General features: G+C 42.2%; 5 protein-coding genes. All 5 read right to left on the minus strand.

Annotated elements, in window-relative coordinates; all coding sequences use genetic code 11:
* Positions 1-15 precede the first annotated feature (15 nt).
* Positions 16-1,107 (minus strand): PorP/SprF family type IX secretion system membrane protein, encoded by a 1,092-nt coding sequence (locus ACRD69_RS01275; protein ID WP_430813242.1) that lies wholly within the window; start codon positions 1,105-1,107, stop codon positions 16-18.
* On the minus strand, positions 1,107-22,391 hold the full coding sequence (locus ACRD69_RS01280) for a PKD domain-containing protein (protein ID WP_430813243.1): 21,285 nt from the start codon (positions 22,389-22,391) through the stop codon (positions 1,107-1,109). Before ACRD69_RS01280 ends, ACRD69_RS01275 begins: the two co-directional genes overlap by 1 nt.
* Positions 22,392-22,584: 193 nt before the next feature.
* Positions 22,585-23,694, minus strand: a complete 1,110-nt coding sequence (gene dprA / locus ACRD69_RS01285; RefSeq protein ID WP_430813244.1) for a DNA-processing protein DprA — start codon at positions 23,692-23,694, stop codon at positions 22,585-22,587.
* Positions 23,695-23,783: 89 nt separating this feature from the next.
* Positions 23,784-24,434, minus strand: a complete 651-nt coding sequence (locus ACRD69_RS01290) for an outer membrane beta-barrel protein (RefSeq protein WP_430813245.1) — start codon at positions 24,432-24,434, stop codon at positions 23,784-23,786.
* Positions 24,409-24,873, minus strand: coding sequence for a hypothetical protein (locus ACRD69_RS01295; protein ID WP_430813246.1), 465 nt, complete (start codon positions 24,871-24,873; stop codon positions 24,409-24,411). Before ACRD69_RS01295 ends, ACRD69_RS01290 begins: the two co-directional genes overlap by 26 nt.
* Positions 24,874-25,050 lie beyond the last annotated feature (177 nt).

Consider the following 25,050-nt stretch of genomic DNA (forward strand, 5'->3'; position numbering starts at 1 on the left):
TACCATTAACATTTTTTAGAAGAAAGAACGTGAACGACGACGATACTTGGAACCAGAACCATTAATTCCTGGTGCACTACAAGGAATAGCCCCCCTGCTTTTAACACGCTTGCTTGATTGATTGAAGCGCCATGTTAAGGTTAACTCATTGGCTCCGTTACTATATCCTGACAATTCAGACAGTGTCCAGTCGTAACTGTAACCTAAACGTGCGTTTCCGATGTTTAACCCTAAAATAAAAATAAGCCCGTCATTGTTTTGGAGCCCTCCTGATGATGCAAAAGGAATTCCCCTGTACCATATCCCCAGTTCCATAGGATTAATATACCAGTAGGTACCAATGTCAAGCTGGCTGAACTTGGCTTGCATGCGGTAATTAAACGCCAGTGTTACACTTTGTTCATCATTGCGTCGCATCTTATCTTTATAGCGGTATTTATAACCTCCGTACACGGCTGTTCTGAAATCATTGAATGTTTCAATATCTGTGGCAGCAATATCATTTTTAACCAGGTTGTGAAAACCTAGGCCAAACCAGAAAGCATCGCTGTAAATCATGGCAGATGCTGCCGCATCAAAGTACTTATGATTATACTCTTCATTGGGATTCGATCCGCTTGACACATTGCCTCCATTAGCCCCCTGGTCAGATGGAAACACCGCGTCTATCAGGTTAAGGTTTCGCTCTTTATAAGAAAATTCGATACCGGGACGTACGAAAATATCTCGTGCCACTTCAATTTCATAGGCATACAAAGCACTGATATCCTGACGTACCAATAAGCCACCACCATTATCATCGCGCAATACCATCAGTCCGAGCCCACTGCTGTATTCATCGAAAAAATGGTCGACAGACAGTGCATAAGAACGATAAGTATTGGCAATTCCGGGCCATTGGTCGCGGTAGGTTAATCCAAGCCGTGTTCCCTGTGTCAATCCGGTAAAGGAAGGGCTCAGGTACATTGGAGTAGCATACATCTGAGAAAAAGAAACATCCTGTGCATTAGCATTTATTGACAATGCAAAATAAGCTATGACCATGCTAACTATCAGCAGGTGTCCTTTCTCTCGTAGTTTAGGGGTTATATTTTCTGTAATTGTCATTATCTAACTAATAAAACACTTCCGGCTTTGTTTTCTTCTCTTCCGTTTGTATAGCGTACAAATGCTTTATATACATATACTGCCTGTGGTACCAATTGACCCTGGAATGTCCCATCCCATCCTTCATCAACATCATTCGATTCATAAATCAATTGTCCCCAACGATTAAATATCTGTATATTGAATACTTCAACATCTTTACTTTTCGCTTTGAAGATAGCATCTTTTCGCTCACCTATGGTTCCTGAGTTACCCGCTCCACCCGGACGTGGCATAAAGGCGTTAGGGAACTCAATATATCCACTGTTTATAGCTTCAACCGCATCATCTTTAGTAAAGGAATTCTCACATCCCCAAGCGTTTTGAACAGTCAATGTTATGGAGTATACTCCCTCTTTGCTGTAGGTGTACGTAGGGTTTTGTTCCTGTGATGTTTGACCATCACCAAATTCCCACAACCAGCTAACTGCATCAACAGACATATCGTAACACCTGATCTCCTCCTGAGGCAGATACACTATTTCAGGACCAACATTGAAGTCGGCTACCGGATGGTTATGTACGACAATGCGCTGTGTGAAGACGGCATCGTTACCATCAGGACCTGCCACTGTTAAAACAGCAGTATAGGTACCTGGCGTCTGATAAGTATAAACAGGGTTGCGTTCAGTGCTGGTACCTCCATCACCAAAGTCCCATGAATGGCCATTACCGCCTACTGAGTAATTGGTAAACTTAATTTCAAGAGGGAAACAACCTTCTTCGTCACTAACCGTGAAACCTGCATCAGGCACCTCCTTGTATTCAATGGTAACTTCATCATAGGCCTCGCAACCGTCTGTTGTGATGGTCCAACGGAAGGTACTCTTACCAACAGGAAGATCACGCACACTCGTATTGAAGAAGCCAGGATCATCAAATGTACCACCGCCTGCTACAATCGTCCAAACTCCGTTAAGAGCGCCTGGATTCTGAGCTTGTAATGTGTATACGGGCTCATATGTCACATCGTCTTCTCCGGCGTAAGGATCAGCTTTATTACTTACAATGCTTACAACATCTTCAGTGGTACAGTCGCCATATGAAATGGTCCACTTGTAAATGTTCTCACCATATCCCACATCAGTTACCATGGTATTGTGCTGATGCTTATTCTCAAACATACCTTTACCACTCACAACAGTCCAGGTTCCCGAACCATCGACAGGGTTATTGGCATTCAGAACAATGTAATTCTCACAAGTAGTGCGGTCATCACCGGCAGCTGCCTGATCAGGAATCTTATTGAATATGGTCACCTGATCGGAGGTGAAACAATCGCCGTTGGTAATGGTCCACATGAGAATATTTTCACCAAAACCAAGATTACGTATCGTTGTTTTGGCCTCTGTAACATCATCAAAGTCACCCTTACCTGAAACAAGCGTCCACTCCCCTATGCCTAATCCACTTATTGGAATATTGGCATCAAGTTCAGACCAGTCTTTGCAATCAATAATATCAGGACCTGCATGTGCTTCGTCAGCTGCATTATTGGTAATGGTAATATAATGACTCAATTCACATTGTCCCTGTGTAATTGTCCACTTCAGCATGTTGTCACCCGGATTCAGGTTTGAAATGGTTGCCGTTGGATTTGTTGGATCATCAAAGTTACCCGCTCCATTCTCAATAGACCATAATCCTGCACCAAACAATGGTTCTTCTGCTTTCAATGTATAGCTATTGTAACATATCTCTTCATCACTGCCTGCATAAGGCACAGATGGCTGATTATTGACAATGCGTACTTCGTCGGTTGATGTACAAATGCCATTGGTGACTGTCCATCGGAATACGTTATCTCCTTTAGAAAGACTTGTAACAGCTGATTTCGCATCGGTCGGGTCAGTTATATTACCAGAACCCATCAGCACCTCCCAAGTACCAACACCAGGTGCCGGAAGGGTCGCGTCAAGATCTGTGTAATCAACACATATTTCCTGGTAGTTACCAGCATAGGCTTCACTTGGTGAATTATTGGTCATTCGTACTTCAGATTCTGTCTCACAACCTCTGTAATTAATTGTCCAGCGAAGAACATTCACACCTTTGGCCAGCTTAGACACCTTTGATTTAGGATTATTAACATCCTCAAACATGGCCTGGCTGGTTCCGCCAACAACACTCCAGGTTCCTGTACCAGGTTTGGCAGTATTACCTTCCAGCTGAACTTCATCAGTACACAGATCCTTATCGCTGCCTGCCGCGGCATCAATGCGGTTATAACTGATCATGACATCAGATATGGAACTACAGCTATTGTTTGTAATAGTCCATCTGAAAACATTGTCGCCAAAGGCCAGGTCATTAACCGTCGGATTGTTATCCAGCGCGCTGGTACCAAATGTAGCTGATCCATTGATAATAGACCATTCGCCCGTACCCCTTGATGGATGATTGGCAGTTAATGTTGTTGAGTTACTTGCACACAATGACTGATTATCTCCTGCAAATGCAGCAGACGGACTGTCGTTGGTAATGGTTACTTCACTGCTGTGTGAACATCCACCATAATTGATTGTCCATAACAGTACATTGTCACCCTGCTGCAGACCACGCACCTTAGTAAACGGACTTGACGGATCATCGAAACTTGCTGAACCGGCACCGGCTCTTACTCCCCAGGTTCCTGTTCCGGGATGAGCTGAATTCGCTTTTAGGGTAGCTGTATCGGCACACAATACCTGGTCATTACCTGCAATGGCTTCAATGTGATTATTTGAAATATTGACTTCATCACTAGAGATACAGCCATTATTATCAATTATCCACCTGAAACGGTTAACACCAAGTCCCAGTCCTGTCACTTCTGATTTTGGATCGGCAGGGTCGGTCACTGAACCAGAACCTGCAACCAATTCCCAGCGGCCTACACCACGACCCGACATCACCGTAGAGGCATCAAGGAAAGTATGATCGACACATAAGCCTTCAATTACGTCTTCTCCAGCATTTGGCTGATCAGGCTCATTATTGGTGATAATAACTTCGTCTGATAAGATACAGTTGTTATTATTAATGGTCCATACCAGTCTGTTTTCACCAGGAGCCAGGCGTTTTGCCCAGTCATTCTCCAATGCATCAGGCTCGGCATAGCCACTCGCTACACTCCATTCTCCAACACCATAAGCCGGCGTATTTGGCAATAACTGGACTGAATCAATACACATCACCCTATCCTCGCCTGCATCAGGGGTAGTAGGTGTATTATTGGTAATGGTCACAAAGGCTTCACTGGAACATTCATCTAAAGTGATCTTATATTTCAGTGTATTTACTCCCTGACTTAAACCACGAATGTATGTTGATGGAGATGTATCATCATCGAAGCTTCCGCTACCACTTATCACAGTCCATTGCGCTGCACCACGTCCTGCGACAGGAGCAATGGCACTTAGTTCGAATTCATCGGTATTACAAATAGACTTATCAAGTCCGGCATAAGCTTCAGCAACCACATTATTGGTAATGATTACGATATCGGATGATTCAGTACTTCCATTGTACAAGGTCCATTTAAAATGGTTTTCACCTTCGTCTAAACCAGTTACCATGGTATTAAAGTCTGTTTTATCAGCAAAAACACCAGATCCTTCAATCACACTCCATTCTCCAAGCGCATTGATCGGTTCGTTGGCATTCAGTTTATATTCCGAAGTACAGGTACTTCCGTCGCGTCCTGCATTGGCATCTTCAATTGCACCATTGGTAACGGTTACATCTGAATAATAAGAACAGATACCATTGGTCACAGTCCAGCGGAAAATACTTTCACCCATACGCAGGTCTGTAACCTGTGAACCGGCATTGTCAGGATCAACAATCGTACCACCTCCAGAGATAATGGTCCAGTAACCTGATCCGGCACCCGGCGCAGGCTCATCGGCTGCCAGGTAAATGTTTGATCCGGAAACCGTACGATCGTCACCGGCACTGATCTCTTTCTTAATAAAGATGCCTGAGCCGATAGGATCTTCCTGTAAGTAATACGGATTATTATTCGTTACAATAATTTCATCAGATGATGTACAGCCATCATGATCGATGGTCCATACAAAGCCGTTGTCACCATAGTCAAGAGCACCAACCAGGGCAACAGGACTAGTTTCATCACCTGGCTTAAAAGTACCACCACCAATGCCTGAGATCAGGGTCCATTGTCCAACATCACCAGGATTTGGTACATTGGCAGTTAAGGTGACTGACTTACTACAAATAACTGTGTCTTTACCTGCAAAAACATCGACATGCTTATTGTAAATCTCTATATCGGCAGATGATGTACAACCACTATGCTTTATTGTCCATCTAAAGACGTTTAAACCGTTCGCTAAACCACTAACACGTGTATCATGGGCTGTTTCATCATCGAACACACCAGAACCCTCTAAAACGGACCAGAAACCTGTTTCTCCCAATGCTGCTGAAGGAACATTACCCGTCAATACAGTTTCATAGGCACAAATCTCCTGGCGTGTACCAACACTTGCTTCGGTAGCACTGTTATTGGTAACGATTACATCATCATAACTACTACAACCATTCTTGGTCAATGTCCAGCGCAAGGTATTCGCACCTCGTCCCAGGTTACTGATGGTCGCAGTCGGACTGGTTCCACTGTCAAATACACCTGTTCCCATTCCGGCAGGAATTGACCATTGTCCGGTAACTCCAGGTCCCGGAACAGTTCCGCCAAGTGTTATGACATCACCACAAACAGAGACATCATCACTGGCATCCACGTTAAGTGCATTGTTACGGATGGTAACTGTTGCAACACGTATACACGATCCGTTCTGAATGGTCCATGTTAATTGTGTTTCACCATGAGGAATATCAGACAGGTTAATGGTACTTGCATTAATATTCGGCGCTATAGCAGCCGAACCCGCCACCACATTCCATGTACCTGTCTCACCTGCCCCAGGTGCAGTACCTGAAACAGTAGTGAAATCATCCTGACAATTCAGATCAATAAGAGTTGTAGCAATGCCACTGCTATTGAATATTTCAGGTTCTGTCGGTAAGTTATTCATGACATCCACCGAGGCTTTACTCTCACAACCATTTTTAACCAGTGTCCATTCAATGGTATTAAGACCAACGGCTAAATCAGTGATAACAGCTTCATTTGGTATCGTTGGTGTCGTAACATTACCACCACCGCTTGTTATTGTCCAGTAGCCGCTTTGACCGTCTGCAACATCAACAGGCGTTCCGTTAACCACAATTGTACCGTCACATGTTGAGGTCACATTGGCTCCAACGCTTATTGATAACTGATCGTTAAACAAGCTTACTTCATCAGAATTGACACACAATGTCGTATTGTTGGTAACCGTCCATCTGAATACACTTTCACCAATTGAAATACCGGTAACATTGGCATTCGGATTATTGATATCGGTCGCTACTATTTGTGCTGTTCCACTTATAACTGTCCACCTTCCTGTATAACCTGCTCCAGGATTAGTAGCATTTAACTGATGCGTATCACTACATACGCCATAAATATCGGTTCCTGCATTGGCAACTGGTAATGGATTAACGGTAACAACAACAGGATCTGATCCCTCACTGTTACCACAATCATTAATGGCTGTTACTCTTATTTCTCCGCTAAAGTTGTTATAACCATCTTTTACATTCAATACTACTTCTGTACCATCTGAAACGCCCTCAAACTCAAGGCCATCTGGAATGGTCCAGCTATAAGAGCCGGCATTGGCAACCGGATTGGTACTGAAACGCATACCTGTTTGTCCCTCACAAATAGTAAGAGAACCACTTGATGTCGGTGCATCAGGCTTGGCCGGCAGAAGACTGGCCGTAATGCCCAGACTTGAAGCAAGGCCATCGTTACATGCATTAATACCCCTAACTGATATATCGGTATTTCCTGTGAAAGCTGTTGATATGACCACCGTTATAGTGGTTGTACCATTACCTGAGACAATAGTACCTAAAGAAGCTGGTACTGTCCAGTCATATGAAGTGGCTCCTGTAATCGGATCGATCGTATATGTCTGAGTACTTCCCTGGCAAACAATCATGTCACCTGTTATTGTACCTGCGTCCTGTGGATTTTGCTGCACGTTAACCGTTACTGCTGTTCCATCTGCTATAGGCACATCACAACCATTGTTATCAGAAACACTAATTAACTGGTATACGGTTGTTTCAATTGGATTAACAGCTAACCTGAATTCATTTCCGGCTCCTAAAGGAATAGCATTAACAGTTTTATTCACTCCATCTTCTGAGTATGTCACCTGGTAATCAGGAGAACCCGTAGGGAATGTAAAGATCAATTCAGAGGCATCTCCAAAACAAATGGTTGTGTTGGCTGCATCAATCGCCATGGTTACACTTGGCAATTCATTAACAATTACGTCAACTATTCCGCTCACTGTTCCTGTACAATTAGCATCGCTGACCGAAACTAATTCATAGCTTGTATCTGTTGTTGGCGATACACTAATAGTTGTTAATCGCTGATTGACTGTTACTGTTGTATTACTTGTTCCGTCGGTGTAAACCACATCACAAGGCAACTGCCCCACTGTCACATTAATCTGTAACTGAACACTTTCTCCTGAGCAAATGGCATTATCAATACCGACCAATGAAATATTGGCGACAGGCAGTTCATTAACCACTATCGTGGCTTCACTACCATCACTGTTTCCTTTGATACATCCGCCATTCTCAACAGCTGATACACTGTAAACAGTAACTCCTGTCGTTGCCGGTGTTACAGTAATATTAGTCGTTGCTGAAGTAAGGGTATGAGTAGTACCGTCACTCAATGTTACATCAAGAGAGTTGGCACCTGTTCCTATTGGATAGTTTCCAACGGACAACAAAACGTTAGCTGATTCACCAATACAGATATTTGCATCATTGGCGATGGAAACAATTGCTTCAGGTTGTGCAATTGTTACCGATGTTATGGCATCACAATTATCACCTGGTATGAAAGCACCTGTTCCACTTACATCATCAATTACCTGTAAGGTATATTCACCTGCCTCCAGGCCAGTGATATCATAATTGGTATTAGCTTCTACAGTGGTGAAGCTCTGGTTGTAAGAACCAGCACCCCTTACTATGACCTTATAATGATTAGATGCATCAGCTATACCTCCATTAATCTGATATCTTATTACACCCGTTGCATCACCTGTACAATCAACTGGCGTTGTTACACTAGCTGATATTGATAATGCGGCAGGTTCAGTTATGGTTACTGCTTCGTTAATAACTGTTCCCTTGTTATCGGTAATGCGAATCGTATAAATACCCTGCTCCAGATCAACTACTCTAAGAGCATCAGCATTTACAAGTCCCACAACAGAACCTCCTGAGTTGGAAATCATGATATTGTAAGGTGCCTCACCTCCATTGGCAGTCACCGATATCTCCCCGTTAGCTGCTCCGTTACATGGCTGAATATCCTTTTTAGATACAGTCATTGACAAGGCTTCATCAGGTTCTGAAACTTTAATATTATCAATAGTGACCGAACATCCGTTATCATCAGTAATAACTGCGGCATATATACCAGCAATTAAACTGCCTGGATTAACCGTATTTTGTGTAATACCGGCAATCGGGGCACTTGCATTATCAACGCCTGTCCAGGCTATAGATTTATTACCTGTTCCGCCACTAACTGTTATTTCAATGGCTCCATCATTTCCACCGGGAACAGATACATCGGTAATATTTAGCAGGCTGGCTGTTAATTCTTCAGCCGGTTCTGCAATACTTACATTTAATGTGGTGCTGCTACAGTTGTTGTCATCACGCACTACCAGGGTATAATCGCCAGCTAATAAATTAGTCTGTGTCGCTACATTCTGAACCAGGTCCGGATCAGGTCCTGTCCACAGGTACTGGTAATTACTTCCTGCGAATAATGTTCCACCTGTTACACTCACAGTAATTTCACCTGTTCGCTGACCTTTACATTCAACATCAACAAGGTTATCAAGTGTAATAAGCAATTCAGGTGCCTGAGCTAAGGTAAATACCTCCTCTTTAGCACATCCGCTTACCATATCATTTACAATAACACGGTATTCACCAGCAATCAAACCGGACTGATTACGTTGTCCCTGTATAATTGCACTACCTGACGGTCCCGACCAAACATAGCCGTATGATCCTGAACCTCCTGTTACCTGTGACAAGGTAATGGCACCATCGTTACCACTATAACATGTCACCTCTGATAAATTGGCATTTACCTGAATATCAACTTCCGTGTTAACAAATATGGTTTGCTCAACCCAACATGCAGCTGGTGTACGTGAATCTGTTACCCTAAGTCTGTATTCACCGGCGGATAAGCCCGACTGGTTTTGGGCACCTGCTATTATTTTAGCAGCATTACCAGAAACTGTTGTCCAGTCAAAGGTATAAGGTCCAACACCTCCGGATATGTTAATATCAATCTGACCATTCTCAGTTCCGGCACATGCCTGATTGCTTACATTAATATCTAAGGTAATGGCTTTAGTCAGTATTATTTCTTTCTCAACGAAACAAGCACTGCGATTTTCTACCGGATCAGCATCCCATACTCTTACCAGGTAAGTCCCGCCAGGTAAGCCTGTCTGATCCTGATCATTCGCATTTGCAGGATTTATCACACCACCGTCTGATGCACTCCAATAATAGGCATAATTACCTGAACCGCCACCTGGTGTAATGTCTATTGCTCCATTCGTTCCATCACAATCTGTCGGTGTTTCATTAATAGTAAAGTCAACAGCAGCTGGTTCAGTCACTGTAAAATCAACTATTGAAGACACGCATCCATTGGCATCCCTGACCTGAACAGAGTATGTTCCACCGGTTAATCCTGTCTGATTTTGATTGGTGGCAATTAAACCACTACCATCAGCAGTGGTCCAGTTATAGCTGTAATCACCTGCTCCACCACTTACATTAATGGCAATTTGTCCGCTCTTGTCGCCATTACAAATAAGATCAGTAACCGAACCATTGATCACAATTGGCGATGGTTCAACTAATTCATAACTCCATGTATAAACACATGCAGAACCATCAGATTCACTGTTATCAGTCAGTGTTAATGTATAAACACCTGGTCCCTGACCACTTAGATCAATATTAGTAATATCGGTATCTGGTCCTTCAATCACATTGGTCGTACCAGCAGGGTATTCCCTCTCCCAGACATAGGTAAAGTTACCTGTACCGCCTGTAACAGTCATATCGAAAGCACCACTATTGCTTCCGTTACATGTTAGTTCACTAACATTACCAACGATAAGTACTTCCTCCGGCACAACAATTGACTTGCTAACACCACAAGCATTATCAGCAACTGTTACAGTGTAAGTACCACCAACGACAAGACCTGTTTGATTCTGCTGACCCTGAACGAGGCTCGCATCCGGTCCAATCCATGTATAGGTATAATCGCCTGCTGCAGCTGCATTTCCTCCCAGTGGATTTATAACATTAATACCACGGTTGTATGGAGAACAGTTCTCAACAACATACTCCAAAGTATAAGTGATGGCCTGTGGCTCTGCTATAGTCCAGTCTTTTGTATAGGTACAACCGTTATCTCTATCAGTAATTGTTAAAGTATATGTTCCCGGCTCTAAGTTTTCCTGTGCATCGATACGTGTATTATCAACAGTACCTGAACCAGTCCACAAGTAATCGTAATTAGCTGATCCAATAATTGTGACACCTGATATTTTACCATCATTGGCTCCGTTACACGTTACATCAACGGCATTACCAAGTATATCGAGCGTATTAAGAGTTCCAATAGTGAATGTTTTCGTTACCACACATCCTCTGTTAGCTGTATCATCGACTCTCAATACATAAGTACCTTCAGGTAGATTCTCCTGGTTAAGTTGTGTATTGTCAGTTACAGGATCACCGGCTACTTCATCCCAACTCCAGCTTGCTCCCGGAGAAGCACCTGTAATCGAAATGTTTCGTATAGCACCAATATTATTAGTTGTTGACGAACAGGCATTTGGCACTTCAGTTCCACTAATTGTTATTAACTCAAGTACAACCGTTTCCTCAGCAACAGTGCAGGTCGACGGTGAACTGGTTTGCTTATCAATAACAGTGATGGTATAAATACCAGCCGTTAAATTATTATATGTGACAGTACCCTCTGAATCAATATCTTCACGAGGAGGTTGCCCTGTCAAAAGAATATCGTATAATGGTTTACCTGCCACCATATTACCACCGCTCACATCGAACTGTATCTGTCCTGTACCGTCGGTAATACAATCAATAATGGTATTTACATTGTCAACAGCGATAGTCAAAGCATTTGGCTCCAGAATTGTAACCGTTTGCTCAACAGGAGTAGTAACACATGCATTACTATCACTTACGCGCAACTGATAATCACCTGCAAATAAATTACTTATGCTGAATGTTCCATCAGCTGATGTAAGATCTGTTACATTATCACCTGTGTAATCTAGGTTATAGATACCACTTCCTCCTGACACGACGATTTCTATTTGTCCTGAATTATCACCTGCACAGGTAGTTATATGCGTCAGATCAATGGTATTAACAACTAATTCACCAGGTTCATTAATAACAATACCACCTAAAGTCTGTGAACATTTTCCATCAGCAGTGGTGACTGTTACGGACCATGTACCTGCAATTACCGGATCAGATGATCCAATGGAAGGAACGATACCCGTGTTATATGTGTCTGTTCCATTGGTCCATTCATATGTAAATAAATGTCCCGGCTCACGACCAATAGTACTGACGGAAATGTATCCGTCGTTACCACCATAGCAACTTACGTCTTTCCGTTGACTGACATTTTCAACCACTGTAAATGACGGTTCTTCAACGACTATGGAAGTAGTCTTAATACAACCTGTATTTTTGTTTGTGACGCTCACGAGGTAATCGCCTGCTATTGAAATATTTGGTTCAACAACCTGCGTACCATTAAAATCTGTTGTTGCAATAGCTGTCGCACCACTTGGCACAACCCAGCTTACGAGGTAATCATCAGCCGGTACAATATCAACTGTTAATTCGGCTAAACAATTATCATAGTCTACTGAAGCACTTACTGTAAATGCAGCAGGTTCAAGAATCTCTTCGGTTCCGCTAACAACTCCTGTTAATGCATCTTCAACAGTAATATCATATTCCCCGGGAATCAGATTTTCAAACAGGTAGCTACTTGAATTTGTGTTAACAGTGATCGCCGGATAACCCGAACGCTGAATAGTAATGTCATAAGGAGCAGTACCCGAAGTCATTGTTACACGAATGGTACCCAGATCTCCATTACAGCTTGCATCCGTATGTGAAGTACTAATAGCCAAAGGCTTAGAAGCATCACCGATGGTGAAATCAATACGTTTAGTACAAGTAGCAGCTCCGGTAATAATCACATAATAATCACCTGGTTGTAATTCACTTAAAGTAGTCGTGACTTTATCAGTACTAATTAATGTTCCATCGCTCAGATACCAGTCGAACTCATATGTAGCAGGAATGCTACCTCCAGAAACGGGACTTAAGGTAGCCGTTCCATTTCCGCTGGCTCCTGTATCTGTATTTGGTATCGTATTATCAGTGGTTGAAATACTTACATCCCATTCCAAAGGTGAGGTAATAATCTGTTCAAATGTTGTCGAACATCCTCCATTATTATCACTCACTGTTAATACATATGTACCAGCAATGAGATTGCTAATATCCTGAGTATTGGCAATCAGCGCATTAGTTTCCACATTGCGCCATTCGTAAGTGTAATCAGCTTCTACGTTACCCCAACCACCTGTCACAGCAACGTTAATAATTCCATCGTTATCTCCGAAGCAATCCAATGCCAGTTTACTTCCTGCATCAATCACAACAGATAAATCTCCGTTAGTAGGTTCACTTACGGTGTAGTAATCGGACTGGTATACTTCGCAGTTAGTAGACTTGCGACGAACCCAAAGATGATAAACACCTGATGATAAGCCACTAAACGTTGGACTATCCTGATAAACAGGTACTCCTGCTCCATTGGTTTCAATGGCATATTCGAAAAGGGTACCTGCCATACCGTCGGTCGCACCAGCGGTAAATGCAGCATCTGATCCACCCAGACAAATAATATCACTAACTTTTACAGGCCCCTGAATAGTGATTTCAGGTGATTCGGCAACTGTAATATTAACATCAGCCGATTCACAACCATAATCCAGATCACGAACCCTGGCAGGGTACGCAGCAGCTGATAAATTCTCAAACACATTGGAAGACTGCCAGTTGAGACCTCCATCAATTGAAAACACATAGTTTCCTCCAGCTGGAGATGCCAGTAATTCTATGCGTCCATCGGTTCCTCCGAAACAACTTACATCAGTTGCGGTGAATGATGAAACCTGCAAGGTGTGACCGTCATTGATCACGTATGTCTTTTCTACATTACATCCTCGTGTAAGATCAGATAAGGTTAACTTGTATGTGCCCGGAGCTAAACCGGTTCTATCTGACAATAAAGTTACTACACCAATATCATCCCAGGTATAGCTTACATTGGAGGATATACCAGTAATAACAAAATTGCTAATGGAGCCATCACTTGTACCTCCACTACAAGTTACATGAGTTACATCTTCTGTAATGTAAATATGTTCAAGTGTTGTACTCTGTTCAAAAACAGGAATCGGACAAGAAACATTGGTTCCCGCAGATGCATTGGCATCCCATAACTTAACAGTATAAGTGCCCGGTGTAAGTCCTATACCATTATCAAATGAATATGGATAAGGATTAACAGCCACATCCCAATCTACATCTAGAACAGTACTATAGGAGAATCCGTTATCTCCCTCTATGATAATGGCATAGCTACTGATATTTCCTGGAGCTTGAACACCGCCGCTTACGCTAAAACTTATGGTTCCGTTCACATTCGCAGGATTACAATCTATAGTTCCGTCAAAGTTTGTGACAACAATAGGATCAGGTGCATTAACGATTTCTGTAACTGAAGGTAAACCACAATTGTTGGCATCCTGTGCAGTAATGGTATAAGTACCTGGTATTAAATTATTAAATGTAAAACTTGAACTACTTGATGATTGAGTCGATGATGTTACACCATCAGTAATGCTTACTGTATATGGCAAAGTTCCGCCTGCAACTTCGACCAATAAAGAACCTGAGTTATCACTGTCACAAGATGTAACATGATTTGGAGTAACATTGGAAATTGAGAACACAGCAGGTTGAGTAACTTCCACCAGAGTGACAGTTTCTTCACAGGTACCGTCAAAGGTCTGCACGGTAACAGTCCACAATCCAGCATCTACATCTTCTGAATCACCCAGGGTATTTCGGTTCCCTGTATTTATAGCAGCGGCACCGGTAGTTGTATTCTGCCAAACATAATTAAATACATGACCTGGCTCTCTACCAGAAACATTGACTGCAAGGTAAGCATCAAGACCACCATTACAACTTACATTTTTATGACGTACTAAGTCTTCTGTAACTGAAATAGTTGGGTCTTCAACTGTTACGGTGAAAGATTCAAAGCAACTTTTGGTATCGTGCTTAACCACCAAGGTATAATCACCTGGTATTGAGACAGCTTGACTAATGGCTATGGCATTGTCAGCCGATGTGCGAGACACATCAGGCAAAGTCGGTGCGCCAGCTGGCACAATCCAGCTTGCTGTATAATTTTCACCGACACCGGCAGGCACAACAGGTGTCACACTAATTGTTGATTCACAATTACTTGTGAATATTGCATTCCCTGTTATTGTAATTGGTACAATTGCATTTATTGTTCCTGTTTCTTCAATACTACCTCCATTACTATCTTCAATAATAACGGTGTATGAACCAGGCGTTCCTATAATTTCAGTAAATGTGTTTGCGGTTGTAAGTGTCTGTTGCGGATCTGCATTTCGCTTGTACTTAATAGTATAATCAGGTACACCTCCTAAAACTGAAACTTCAATACGCCCGTTATCATCTGCACATTCCGGATCGAAGAAATTAACAGTTGCGTTTAACGGAACCGTTACATCACCAATGGTAAAATCACGACGTTCAGAACATCCATCTGTTTTATCTGTGATTTCAATGTAATAGTTACCCGGATCCAAATTGTTGATAGTGGTCGCATCTTCAGTACCTGGAATTTCAGTACCTGTTGAGTCGTACCACTTGTATCCATAATTTTCAGAATTACTTCCGCCACTCACTGAAGCAAGATTAGCCGAACCATCACCAATAATTGCAACATCACTTGCTGCGTTGGTAATAGTATTCGGAGTGGTTATAATAGTAATACTCCATGGCAGTGGTTCCGTGATAATTTGTTCATAAGTTACAGAACAACCATTATCGTCGGTAACAGTTAAAACATAAGTCCCGCCCGGAACAGCTTTACCTGCGTTTACACTATTAAGATCTTCACTTGTTCCAAAATTTTCATTGGTGGCTTTGTCTCTCCATTGGTAAGAGTAGTTGGTGTTCCAACCTGAGTTGGCCATGTCAACATTGATAACTCCATCTCCGTCATCATGACAAAGCAAGGCCAGTTTACTTCCTCCATCCGGATTTATTACCAACTGTCCTCCAAGTGGTTCTTGTATTTCTACCGTTGTTCCGTAGTCAACTTCACAAGCTGTTGATAAATCACGAACACGTATATTGTAAAATCCTGATTTTAAATTAGTAAGTGGTGAAACTTGCCAATTGGCTCCTCCATCGATTGAATATTCGAAGGCCCCTGGTGAACCATCTGCATATTCAGTTGCCAGGGTAATTGTTCCGTTTTCATCAGCGGCACAAACCACATCAGTTTTTGTATGTGTGGTTACAAAGTTCTGTGGTTGAAGAACATCAATATTTATAATAGCTGATGTACAATTATTTACATTATCCTTAACCTGGAATGAATAGTTTTTCGCTAAGTCAGCTTCTGAATCCAAACCTGTAAATTCATTGGAAGCCTGCCAAACCGGAGTTTGACCTACTCCGTTAATAGCGACTACCGAGTAAACATAATTAACATTCGCAGGATTTGCTGTAAGTACAACCTTACCATCATTGCCCGAATAACAAGACACTGGCGTTGCTACACCTGATAAAGAAATAGCAGTTGCCGGGCTGATTGTAAATGACTTGGTAATCGAACAATTATTATCATCATAAATCGTAACTGTATGAGGACCAACTGATAAACCGCTTAACACAGGAATAGGTGCCGGTACCGTTGTTCGAGGATTAAGATCCAACTCATATTCATATGGTCCAACTCCACCAGTAATTTGCAATTCTGCCGTTCCATCATTATTGGTAGCACATGTTTCGTCAGTAATAAGCAGTGTTAAATCCAATGGACTAGCTGGCCCAGTGATATTTGCATTAACTGACAATTGGCAATTCGGATGATTGGCATCGCGTACCCAGATGGTATGCCAACCAGTTGATAAAGTAGGTGTCGTATAATTAGCTGCACCTGCCAACCAGTTTTCATCGGCATTCAATGAGTACTCATAAAGCCCTGAACCACCTGCCGCAGTGACAGTTGCACTCGCTATGTCAGTGCCGTAACACAGGTTATCAACCTGAGAATCATATATCAGGCTAAGAGCCGGTTCATTGGCAATGACCAGGTTCACAGTACTTGAACACCCCAGTGCATCAATAACCGTAATACTATAAGTACCAGCTGATAAGTTGGTTGCCACCAGTTTATCAGCACTAAGGTTGGTAACCGATGCCGGCCAGATAATATCGTAACCACTTGGGTATGTCGTCAGATCAGTAAACTGAGTTCCACCTGAAATACTTATACTTCCTATACCATCACATTGTAAAGGATCAACCGCACAGTTGCAACCAACTTTCTGAATTTCGGTCGGATTAACAACAAGTGCATTACCAGGCTCATTAATAGTAACTTGTACATTTCTGGCTGCATCCAGAACACAAGGTGCATCAACATCCATATCAATGATGCGGAAATTATATGTACCTGCACCCAGATTAACAAATTCATTTGGTACTGTATTGGTGTTCAATGTCCAACTAACTCCACCATCATCTGATATATAGTAGGCGTACGCACCACTACCTCCGGTACCTTGTAAGTTTACAACTCCATCAGTACCACCATTACATGTCACATTACTTACATAGTTAAGTCCCAGATTCAGGTCATAGGTATTAACATATGCAGAACCCGTCATCATTCGCTCACATGTATTCTGACGAGCAATAATGGTATAAGTACCTGTGGCAGTAAGGTTTGTAAAGTCAATTTGACCACCAGCGGCAGGTCCCGTAATAATCTGAACCGGTGCCATTGGGTTACCATCCAGGTATAGTTCATAATCTACACCTGCAGTTGAACCATCCAAACTAACTGTTACACCTGCACCACCTAAACAATATGGGCCGCCACCTGTAACATTGTAAGTTCCAACCGGTCCATCAATAATATCAAATGAACGATCTCTTGTATTAGTACAACTCTTTAATGGATTAACACGTTCGTATGAATAAGTAATCGTATGATTTCCAACCGATAATAGTGATGGATTCACTTCTGCTTTTCCACCTCCGGTATTCGTCAATCCATTCAGACCATTACCCAATACTCCATCAATATAGAATTCACCGCCAGCCTCTGAACCTTCAATTTCAAATATTGCATCTCCCTGACAATAAACTGCCTCGGTCAATCCACTGTAGTCAACTGCTTCGTTACGATAAATCGTTACCGGCTTGGTAATTTCACTCACACAACCGGCACCAAGTCCTGATGGTGTAAATGTATAGGTAACGTAGTAAGTCCATGATAACAAAGCAGGATCAACCGCAGGGTTAAATGTACCCGACTGATCACCAGCAGTATAAGTCAATGGATTTGGATTACCCGCTGACGGACTGGTTGTCGAACTGAACGTATAAGTTCCGGCATCACCAGCATTGGATGCAGAGATCAATACTGCTGCATCATCTGAGCAATAGGCATCAGCAAGATTAATAATATCTATGTTTGGTGTTCCCACTACTGTCACATCCTGGGTGTAAACTGACTGACAACTACCTGCCAGGTTCACTGTACATGTAATTGTATGTGTACCAACGCCTGCAGCTGAAGGTGAGAATACTCCAATGTTTGAAACAATACCATTACCAGTGAATAATATGGTTGGCGTTCCGCCTCCCGCATAATTTGGTGTCAATGTATATGCTGCGTCATTGACACAGGCATTTAATGGCAGACCGGTAAATGATGCATCCACAGCAGCACCAACTGAAGTAGTCCATGTTTGTGTCGTGACACATCCTGCTCCATCATCTATGGAGTAACTAATTTCGTAAGTACCTGTTTTACCAACACTTGCCAATCCTGTTGGATCAAAACTAAATTGTTCAGTTCCGGCAGGAGCGCCACCCAAATTTGGAGGACTGGTAATGTTACCACCTGGTTCTTTGATACTGAATGTACCACCATCAGGTGTGGCTGTGATCGTTTGAACTGCAACACCTTCACAATATGAAGAAGCCAGGTCAAGTGTCATGGTAACACCCACATCAATAATCATTGTTATAGAGCTTGAACAACCATTATTGCTATAGGTAAAATTAACCGGGTGCTGACCAGGACCTGCTGCTGTTGCATTAAATACAGCAGTGCCATCTCCATTATCAGTAACACCGTTACCTGTAATGGTGGCATTTCCTCCCGCTGCCGTAACAGTAATACCAGCCACTAATCCAGTTAGATCGTAATCGGTATTATCATCCTGACAAAGCGGCAATGCCATTACCGGGTTCGAATTCAGTGTTAGAACCCCAACGTTAAAGTTAAGTATCTCTGTGGTTTGTGAAGCTGTAACGGTACAACCAAAACCATCAGAATACTCATATTCAATGGTATAAGGGAAACCTGAGGAACTCGTCCCCGGATTAATTGTCATTTGATTACCCGTTACTGTATAATCAAGGCCTGCTCCCAACACATTAAAGGTACCTCCGGCTGGCAGTCCATAGATCACTTGTGCTCCGGCATCGGAACATATAGTAAGTGGTAAATTATTTATTTGAGGTGTGGGCATAGGCTTAACATCCACATCTGGGATGGTAGCTGTACTTGAACATCCGTTTACGTCGGTTACCTCATAGTATATCGTATTGTCATCCTGTAAAAAGGCTGGATTACCGGGATCGAAAGATGTAATACCTGCTGCAAGCGGATTACCATTTACATAGTATGTACCTCCTGTAGGGCTTGCATCCATTGGAACAGGCGCATTATCCTCGCAGTAGAAAGGTGCCAGTGCAGAAAAAGTAATTACAGGCAACGGATTAACCGTTACATTGTGCGTTGCAGTCGTTTGACAGCCATTGTTGGCAGTTGTTGTCACACTGTATAGCTGATCAGAACTCGGACTAACTGTAATGGCGTTGCTTGTTGCTCCGTTACCCCAAAGCACACCAGTTATTGCCAGGCCGGCCCCGGTAATATTCGGGTTGGCTGTCAGAACAACACTTTGACCCGAACACACATCTGAATTACCGGTAATAGTTACTGTTGGAGATTCTTTTACTGTAATAGTTGCAGCACCAGCTCCGGTTCCAACACAGCCATTACCACCAATAACCTGTGTAACCGTATAAGTTGTTGTACTGCTAGGGTCAATAAAGAAACCTGTGTATTTATCACTGTTGGAAACCAGTGTCCAGGTATTGGCAGGTGTTTTATCATCCGATATGGTAAAGGTAAATGGTGCTACTCCTGTAAAGTCGATAACAGGATTAAAGTTTTGGTTGGTACCATCACACTTTGAATTATCCGTCGGATCTATTGAAATGGTAGCTGTTGGTAAAGGAGTTTCTGTAATAACCACCAAACCCATGGTTTCAGAGCAACCCTCCGGCGTAGTTACCAGTACTTCATAGGTACCAAATGGCACATCAGTCCATTGCAGAGCAGAACCAACTCCACTACCCTGGGCTGTACCATAATTAGCAAAACCGGTTCCGGTATCACGTCTTAGCTGATAGGAATTACCAGGCTGAGATCCTCCCAGTTCTAATATTATACCTGAGTTAGCTAGTCCCTGACAATAGGATGTAACGCCTCCAAGTGCAGTTAAATTATAGTTGACCGGATTGATAATTGTTAAAGATGCGGACATAAAAAAGCTACATCCACCCAGCAGTGAGGTTGCTTCAACAGTATAAACACCATCTGTAACCTGAAGGGGGAAGCTAACAGTATTTCCATCTCCAATTCTGGATATACCGGTGTAACTTACTATACCTGAAGTTCTATCCTGCCGGTAAAGGCTATAGCGAATACCGGTTTCTGAATTAGGTATTTCAACTTGTCCGCTTAAACATACATTTCCTGTTGTCAGGAATGGCTTATCAATCGGTTCATCTTCGAGCACGTATGTATTGGTCATTTCTACATCACCAGTACACCCATTGGCGATAACCCGGTAAGTTCCGGGCACCACTTGTGTGGGCCACTGAATGGCAGAAACACCATCACCGGTTAATACTCCTATATTATCTTCATATACGCCATCGCCGTCTTTATCTCTTTGCAACTGATAACTAATACCATTTTCTCCAGTATTATTAACAGCTGTAGCAGGTAATGATATGGTCAGTCCGGCACCTGCCGCACAGGCTGGAGAGGGATTACCTGCCAGTTCCAGTATCGATGCCAATGGGCTTACTGTATAATCGAGCACTTTACTACCAGCCCATGTACAACCGGCACCATCTGTTACACTTACTAAATCATAAGAGGTGTCGGCTGTTATGATCGGCAGGCTGATGCTTGATCCATTAACTGCCAGAACAGTTGAATAACCACTGGCAAATGTTAAAGTATAAGGTGCTGTTCCTCCTGTAACGTTGACCGTCATTTCAGGTGTACCGGATGCACAAAATGGAGTTGCGTTATTCGCTTTAAAGATGACAACATCATCAAGTCGGGTTGTAATAACAGTGACAGGTAATGATGTACTTTTACACTCTGTATTACCAGCGTCTTTAAGTACTACGTAATACTCTCCGTAAGCGTTGTAGTTTACATTTAAAGGATCAGAGTTATTATCAAGGTTGTAAAAATTATTGTCTCCGGTTACAATAACACCGTTGTGATACCAATCGTAATCAATGACTGCCGGCACAGTACCTGCTCCAAGAGTAGTAGAAAGTACTCCGGCCAAATCGCCATCGCAAAGCTCGTATAAACCTGAACCAACGGGATTGTCATCGATTGATATTAAAGGTAAATTAGAGCTGTTTAATGTCACAGCAGGTGTAAAAACATCTGCACAGGCTGATGTCAAACTACGAACCCTTACGTAGTAATCACCCGGATTATCAGTTGTTTTAATTGTATAAGTATCTGTTCCGGTTGCTATTTGAGTAGCTCCCGCTCCTCCATCATAAAACCAGGTATATTCAAAGTTTATCGGGTCGTAAGGTGTGACTTCCAGCACATTTGTTCCATCAAATATAGAAGGATCACAGGCTGAACCTCCACCCTGCACCTGCACATTGACACTGCTTAATTCTGCCAGTTGAATTTTATTGGTTGTGATATCAAGACAGGCCCCGCTTTCAACAAGCGCATGAAACACATCGCCATCAGTATAGTTGATACTGGCATTCAGGTTGATTGTTTCAGGGTTTGTAGCACCTCCATTTTCATCAGTTGATCCATCTGTATGATAGATAATATAGTCAATACCATTAATGGGTGCGCCTACTGGATTAACAGCTACAACACTAAAGGTATAATTATTGGGTGTTGTACCAGGACAAAACAAGACATTGTCGGTGGTATTACTTTCATTCCGTAATTCAAATTCAGGTGATACATTGCTGGTAACAACAACAGTAATATCATATTCCTGATCAAGACCGTGGTACCAGGTCAATGTAAATGTGGCACCTGGTGTTGAAGGGAATCCGCTGATGATCGCATTCGGATCATTTATATTTGAAAAAGTTAAACCTGCAGTATTGGACCAATATCCTTTTTGAAGGTGTCCGGGAGGAGCGTCATTACCTGCTCCCATGTATGCCGGATCGGTTAAAAAAGCAGCCAAACGTACCACACCATCCTGGCAAACCGGCACATTGGTTTGTGCATAAGCATTTCCAACTCCCAATAACAAACTAAGGATTAACATCATAGATGCAATCCTTCCAAAAACCTTGAAAAAAACTAACGTTCGGGTATTCACGCCCATGTCCCCTAACTTATGTTAAAATTATACTCTCCTTGTGCTCTCAAAGAAAATTCTACGCAAAATAGTCATTTTTGTTATGCCATTTGTTGACTTTATGCATTAAATCGTTCTAAATTCAGCAAAAAACCTACTGAATTTACCTGATTAATTTAAACGCGTTACCAGGTAAACATTTTACCAGGCCTGCAAACTCCAGCGACAACATGGTTGCACTCACCTTACTCACAGGCAATGCACTTTTTACACAAAGCTCATTGGCCGTTAATTCCCTGTTTTCAACAAGAATATTATACAATACCTCTTCTTCAGCGCTGTTAAACGACTGAAACAAGGATGACTGAACAACAACTTCTCCTGCATTACTCTCCCAACCCAATGCATATTCCAGGTCTTCTATATTTTCAATTAAAGCAGCAATATTCTTTTTTATCAGGTAATTTCCTCCCTGTGACAATTCTTCTCCTACCCGACCGGGAAATGCCATGACATCGCGATTGTACGACTCGGCGATGCGGGAGGTAATAATAGCTCCCCCCTTAATACCCGACTCGACCATAACCAGGGCATCCGCCAAGCCGGCCACGATGCGGTTTCGTTTTACAAAATATGGTTTATCGGGCTTTGTTCCAGATGGAAATTCTGATATCACACCGCCATTCACCGTCATTTCTTTCGCAACATTCGGGTGCAACGACGGGTAAATACGATCCAGCCCATGTGCCAGCACGCCATATGTTGGTAAGCCATACTTTAAAGCAGCACTATGGGCACAAACATCAATTCCGTATGCCAGTCCACTGATAATAACAGTTCCCGGATGTCGCTGAGCAATGTCCTCTATTAATTTTTCACAATTGATGCAGGCGTCATCCGAAGCTTTGCGTGTACCAACAACAGCCAACACCTTTGTAACATCAAGATTAAATTGACCTTTAGTATACAAGACTATTGGGGCATCTTCACAATGCGACAGGCGTCTGGGGTATTGATCGTCGGTAAAGTAAACAGCCTTAATATTATGTTTTTGAATAAACTCCAACTCTCTTTCAGCCCTGTCTAATACATCGGCTGATTTGATGGTGGAGGCCAAGGCACCCCCAATTCCGGGAATAACCGATAGAGATCGTGTACTTTGTGAGAAAACAGCCTGCTCATCACCAACATAGGCAACAAGGTTGCGAGCCAGCTTTGGTCCGATACCTTTAATAAGGCTAATTGCAATTTGATATTTTAAGCGGTCTGACAAATTAAGGTTTGATTAGCTACTACTAAATTAGTAAATAATTTTGTTCAGCCAACAAATACCATTACTAATTAAGCACCTGTAAATCAACCTCAATATCTGTCGTGGGGAATACGAAAAGTAATACCTGTTGTAACCAGTCCAAGATTGCCATGACCAACTTCAACCAACATACAGAAATTATCATTGACAAAATACCTTACCCCCACCAATGGGCGCAATTTCATATCAAATGAACTACTCTCACTGCTTTTGAATTGTTCTGACTCTTCATTCCACACATCATTCTCTTCCCCATTCTGCCACTTGAAAAGAAGACCCAAACCGGCATATATATCCCAATCCCCTAAAAACACTTTGTAATTGGTCCATTCTTCAATCCAGCCGGCAAAATGCACATTGGCCACACTACCCAATACGAAATCAGAATAGATGTGCTTATTGCTCGACAGCGTATCATTCACGTATTTATCACGGCTATATCCAATCAAGGCACCTGCGCTCAGAAAGTCGGTCAGTCCTTTTTCAACCGTTAAGGAGATTGGCGGTACTTTGTGAATACTATAGCCATCCCAGTCGTTGCGATCACTATAATCAGCAAATGAAATCTTAGGACTAATGTATAAATCCTTATTACGAAATTGTGCTTCAACACCGAAGCAACACACACATAACAAAGTAATAAAAAGGCTCTTCCGCACCATAGCGATTCTGATATTAGGCTTTTGTAATGGCAGTTGCATATTTCCTTAATTCTTCAATATGAGCTTTTCCAACAGCACTTAGTCCAACTCTGGGAAATACCGCAATCCTTCCTTTAATTCTGCCACAAATTAACAACCCTGACCCAAGAATACCAAGACCATTTTTTACTTTTACGTATTTGATTCGTTCAACTGGTATTATAATTCGCTTATATTCACGCCAAAAAGGAAACAGGTTATAATATTTAACATCAAGTTTTGATGCATTGCATTCGACCTCGACATAACAAAACCCACCAATATAATAGAGCACAACAACTACAATCAAAAACAGCCATAGTATCATCTCAACCATCTTATCATTGGTTTCAATCCACAAATAATTAACGGCGATCGGCACAATAGTAAGCATTACAAGAATGCGCAGGAAGGTACTTACTTTGCGGGCTTTTTCTTTATTATCAAATTTGACTGTCATTTTACTAAAATTAAATTGCTTGATGGCACATCATCTTTCAATATGACATTTATCACCCAATTTTACTCACAAATCATTACTTTTTAGCAAACTCAGGTAAAAACATCGTTTCAATTGCTAAAAATAACTATTTTTGCAAGCATCAAAACAAAGCATATCCATTGTTTTGATATCCAA

Origin of the sequence: Carboxylicivirga agarovorans, assembly GCF_050589845.1 — a bacterium.
Classification (GTDB): domain Bacteria; phylum Bacteroidota; class Bacteroidia; order Bacteroidales; family Marinilabiliaceae; genus Carboxylicivirga; species Carboxylicivirga agarovorans.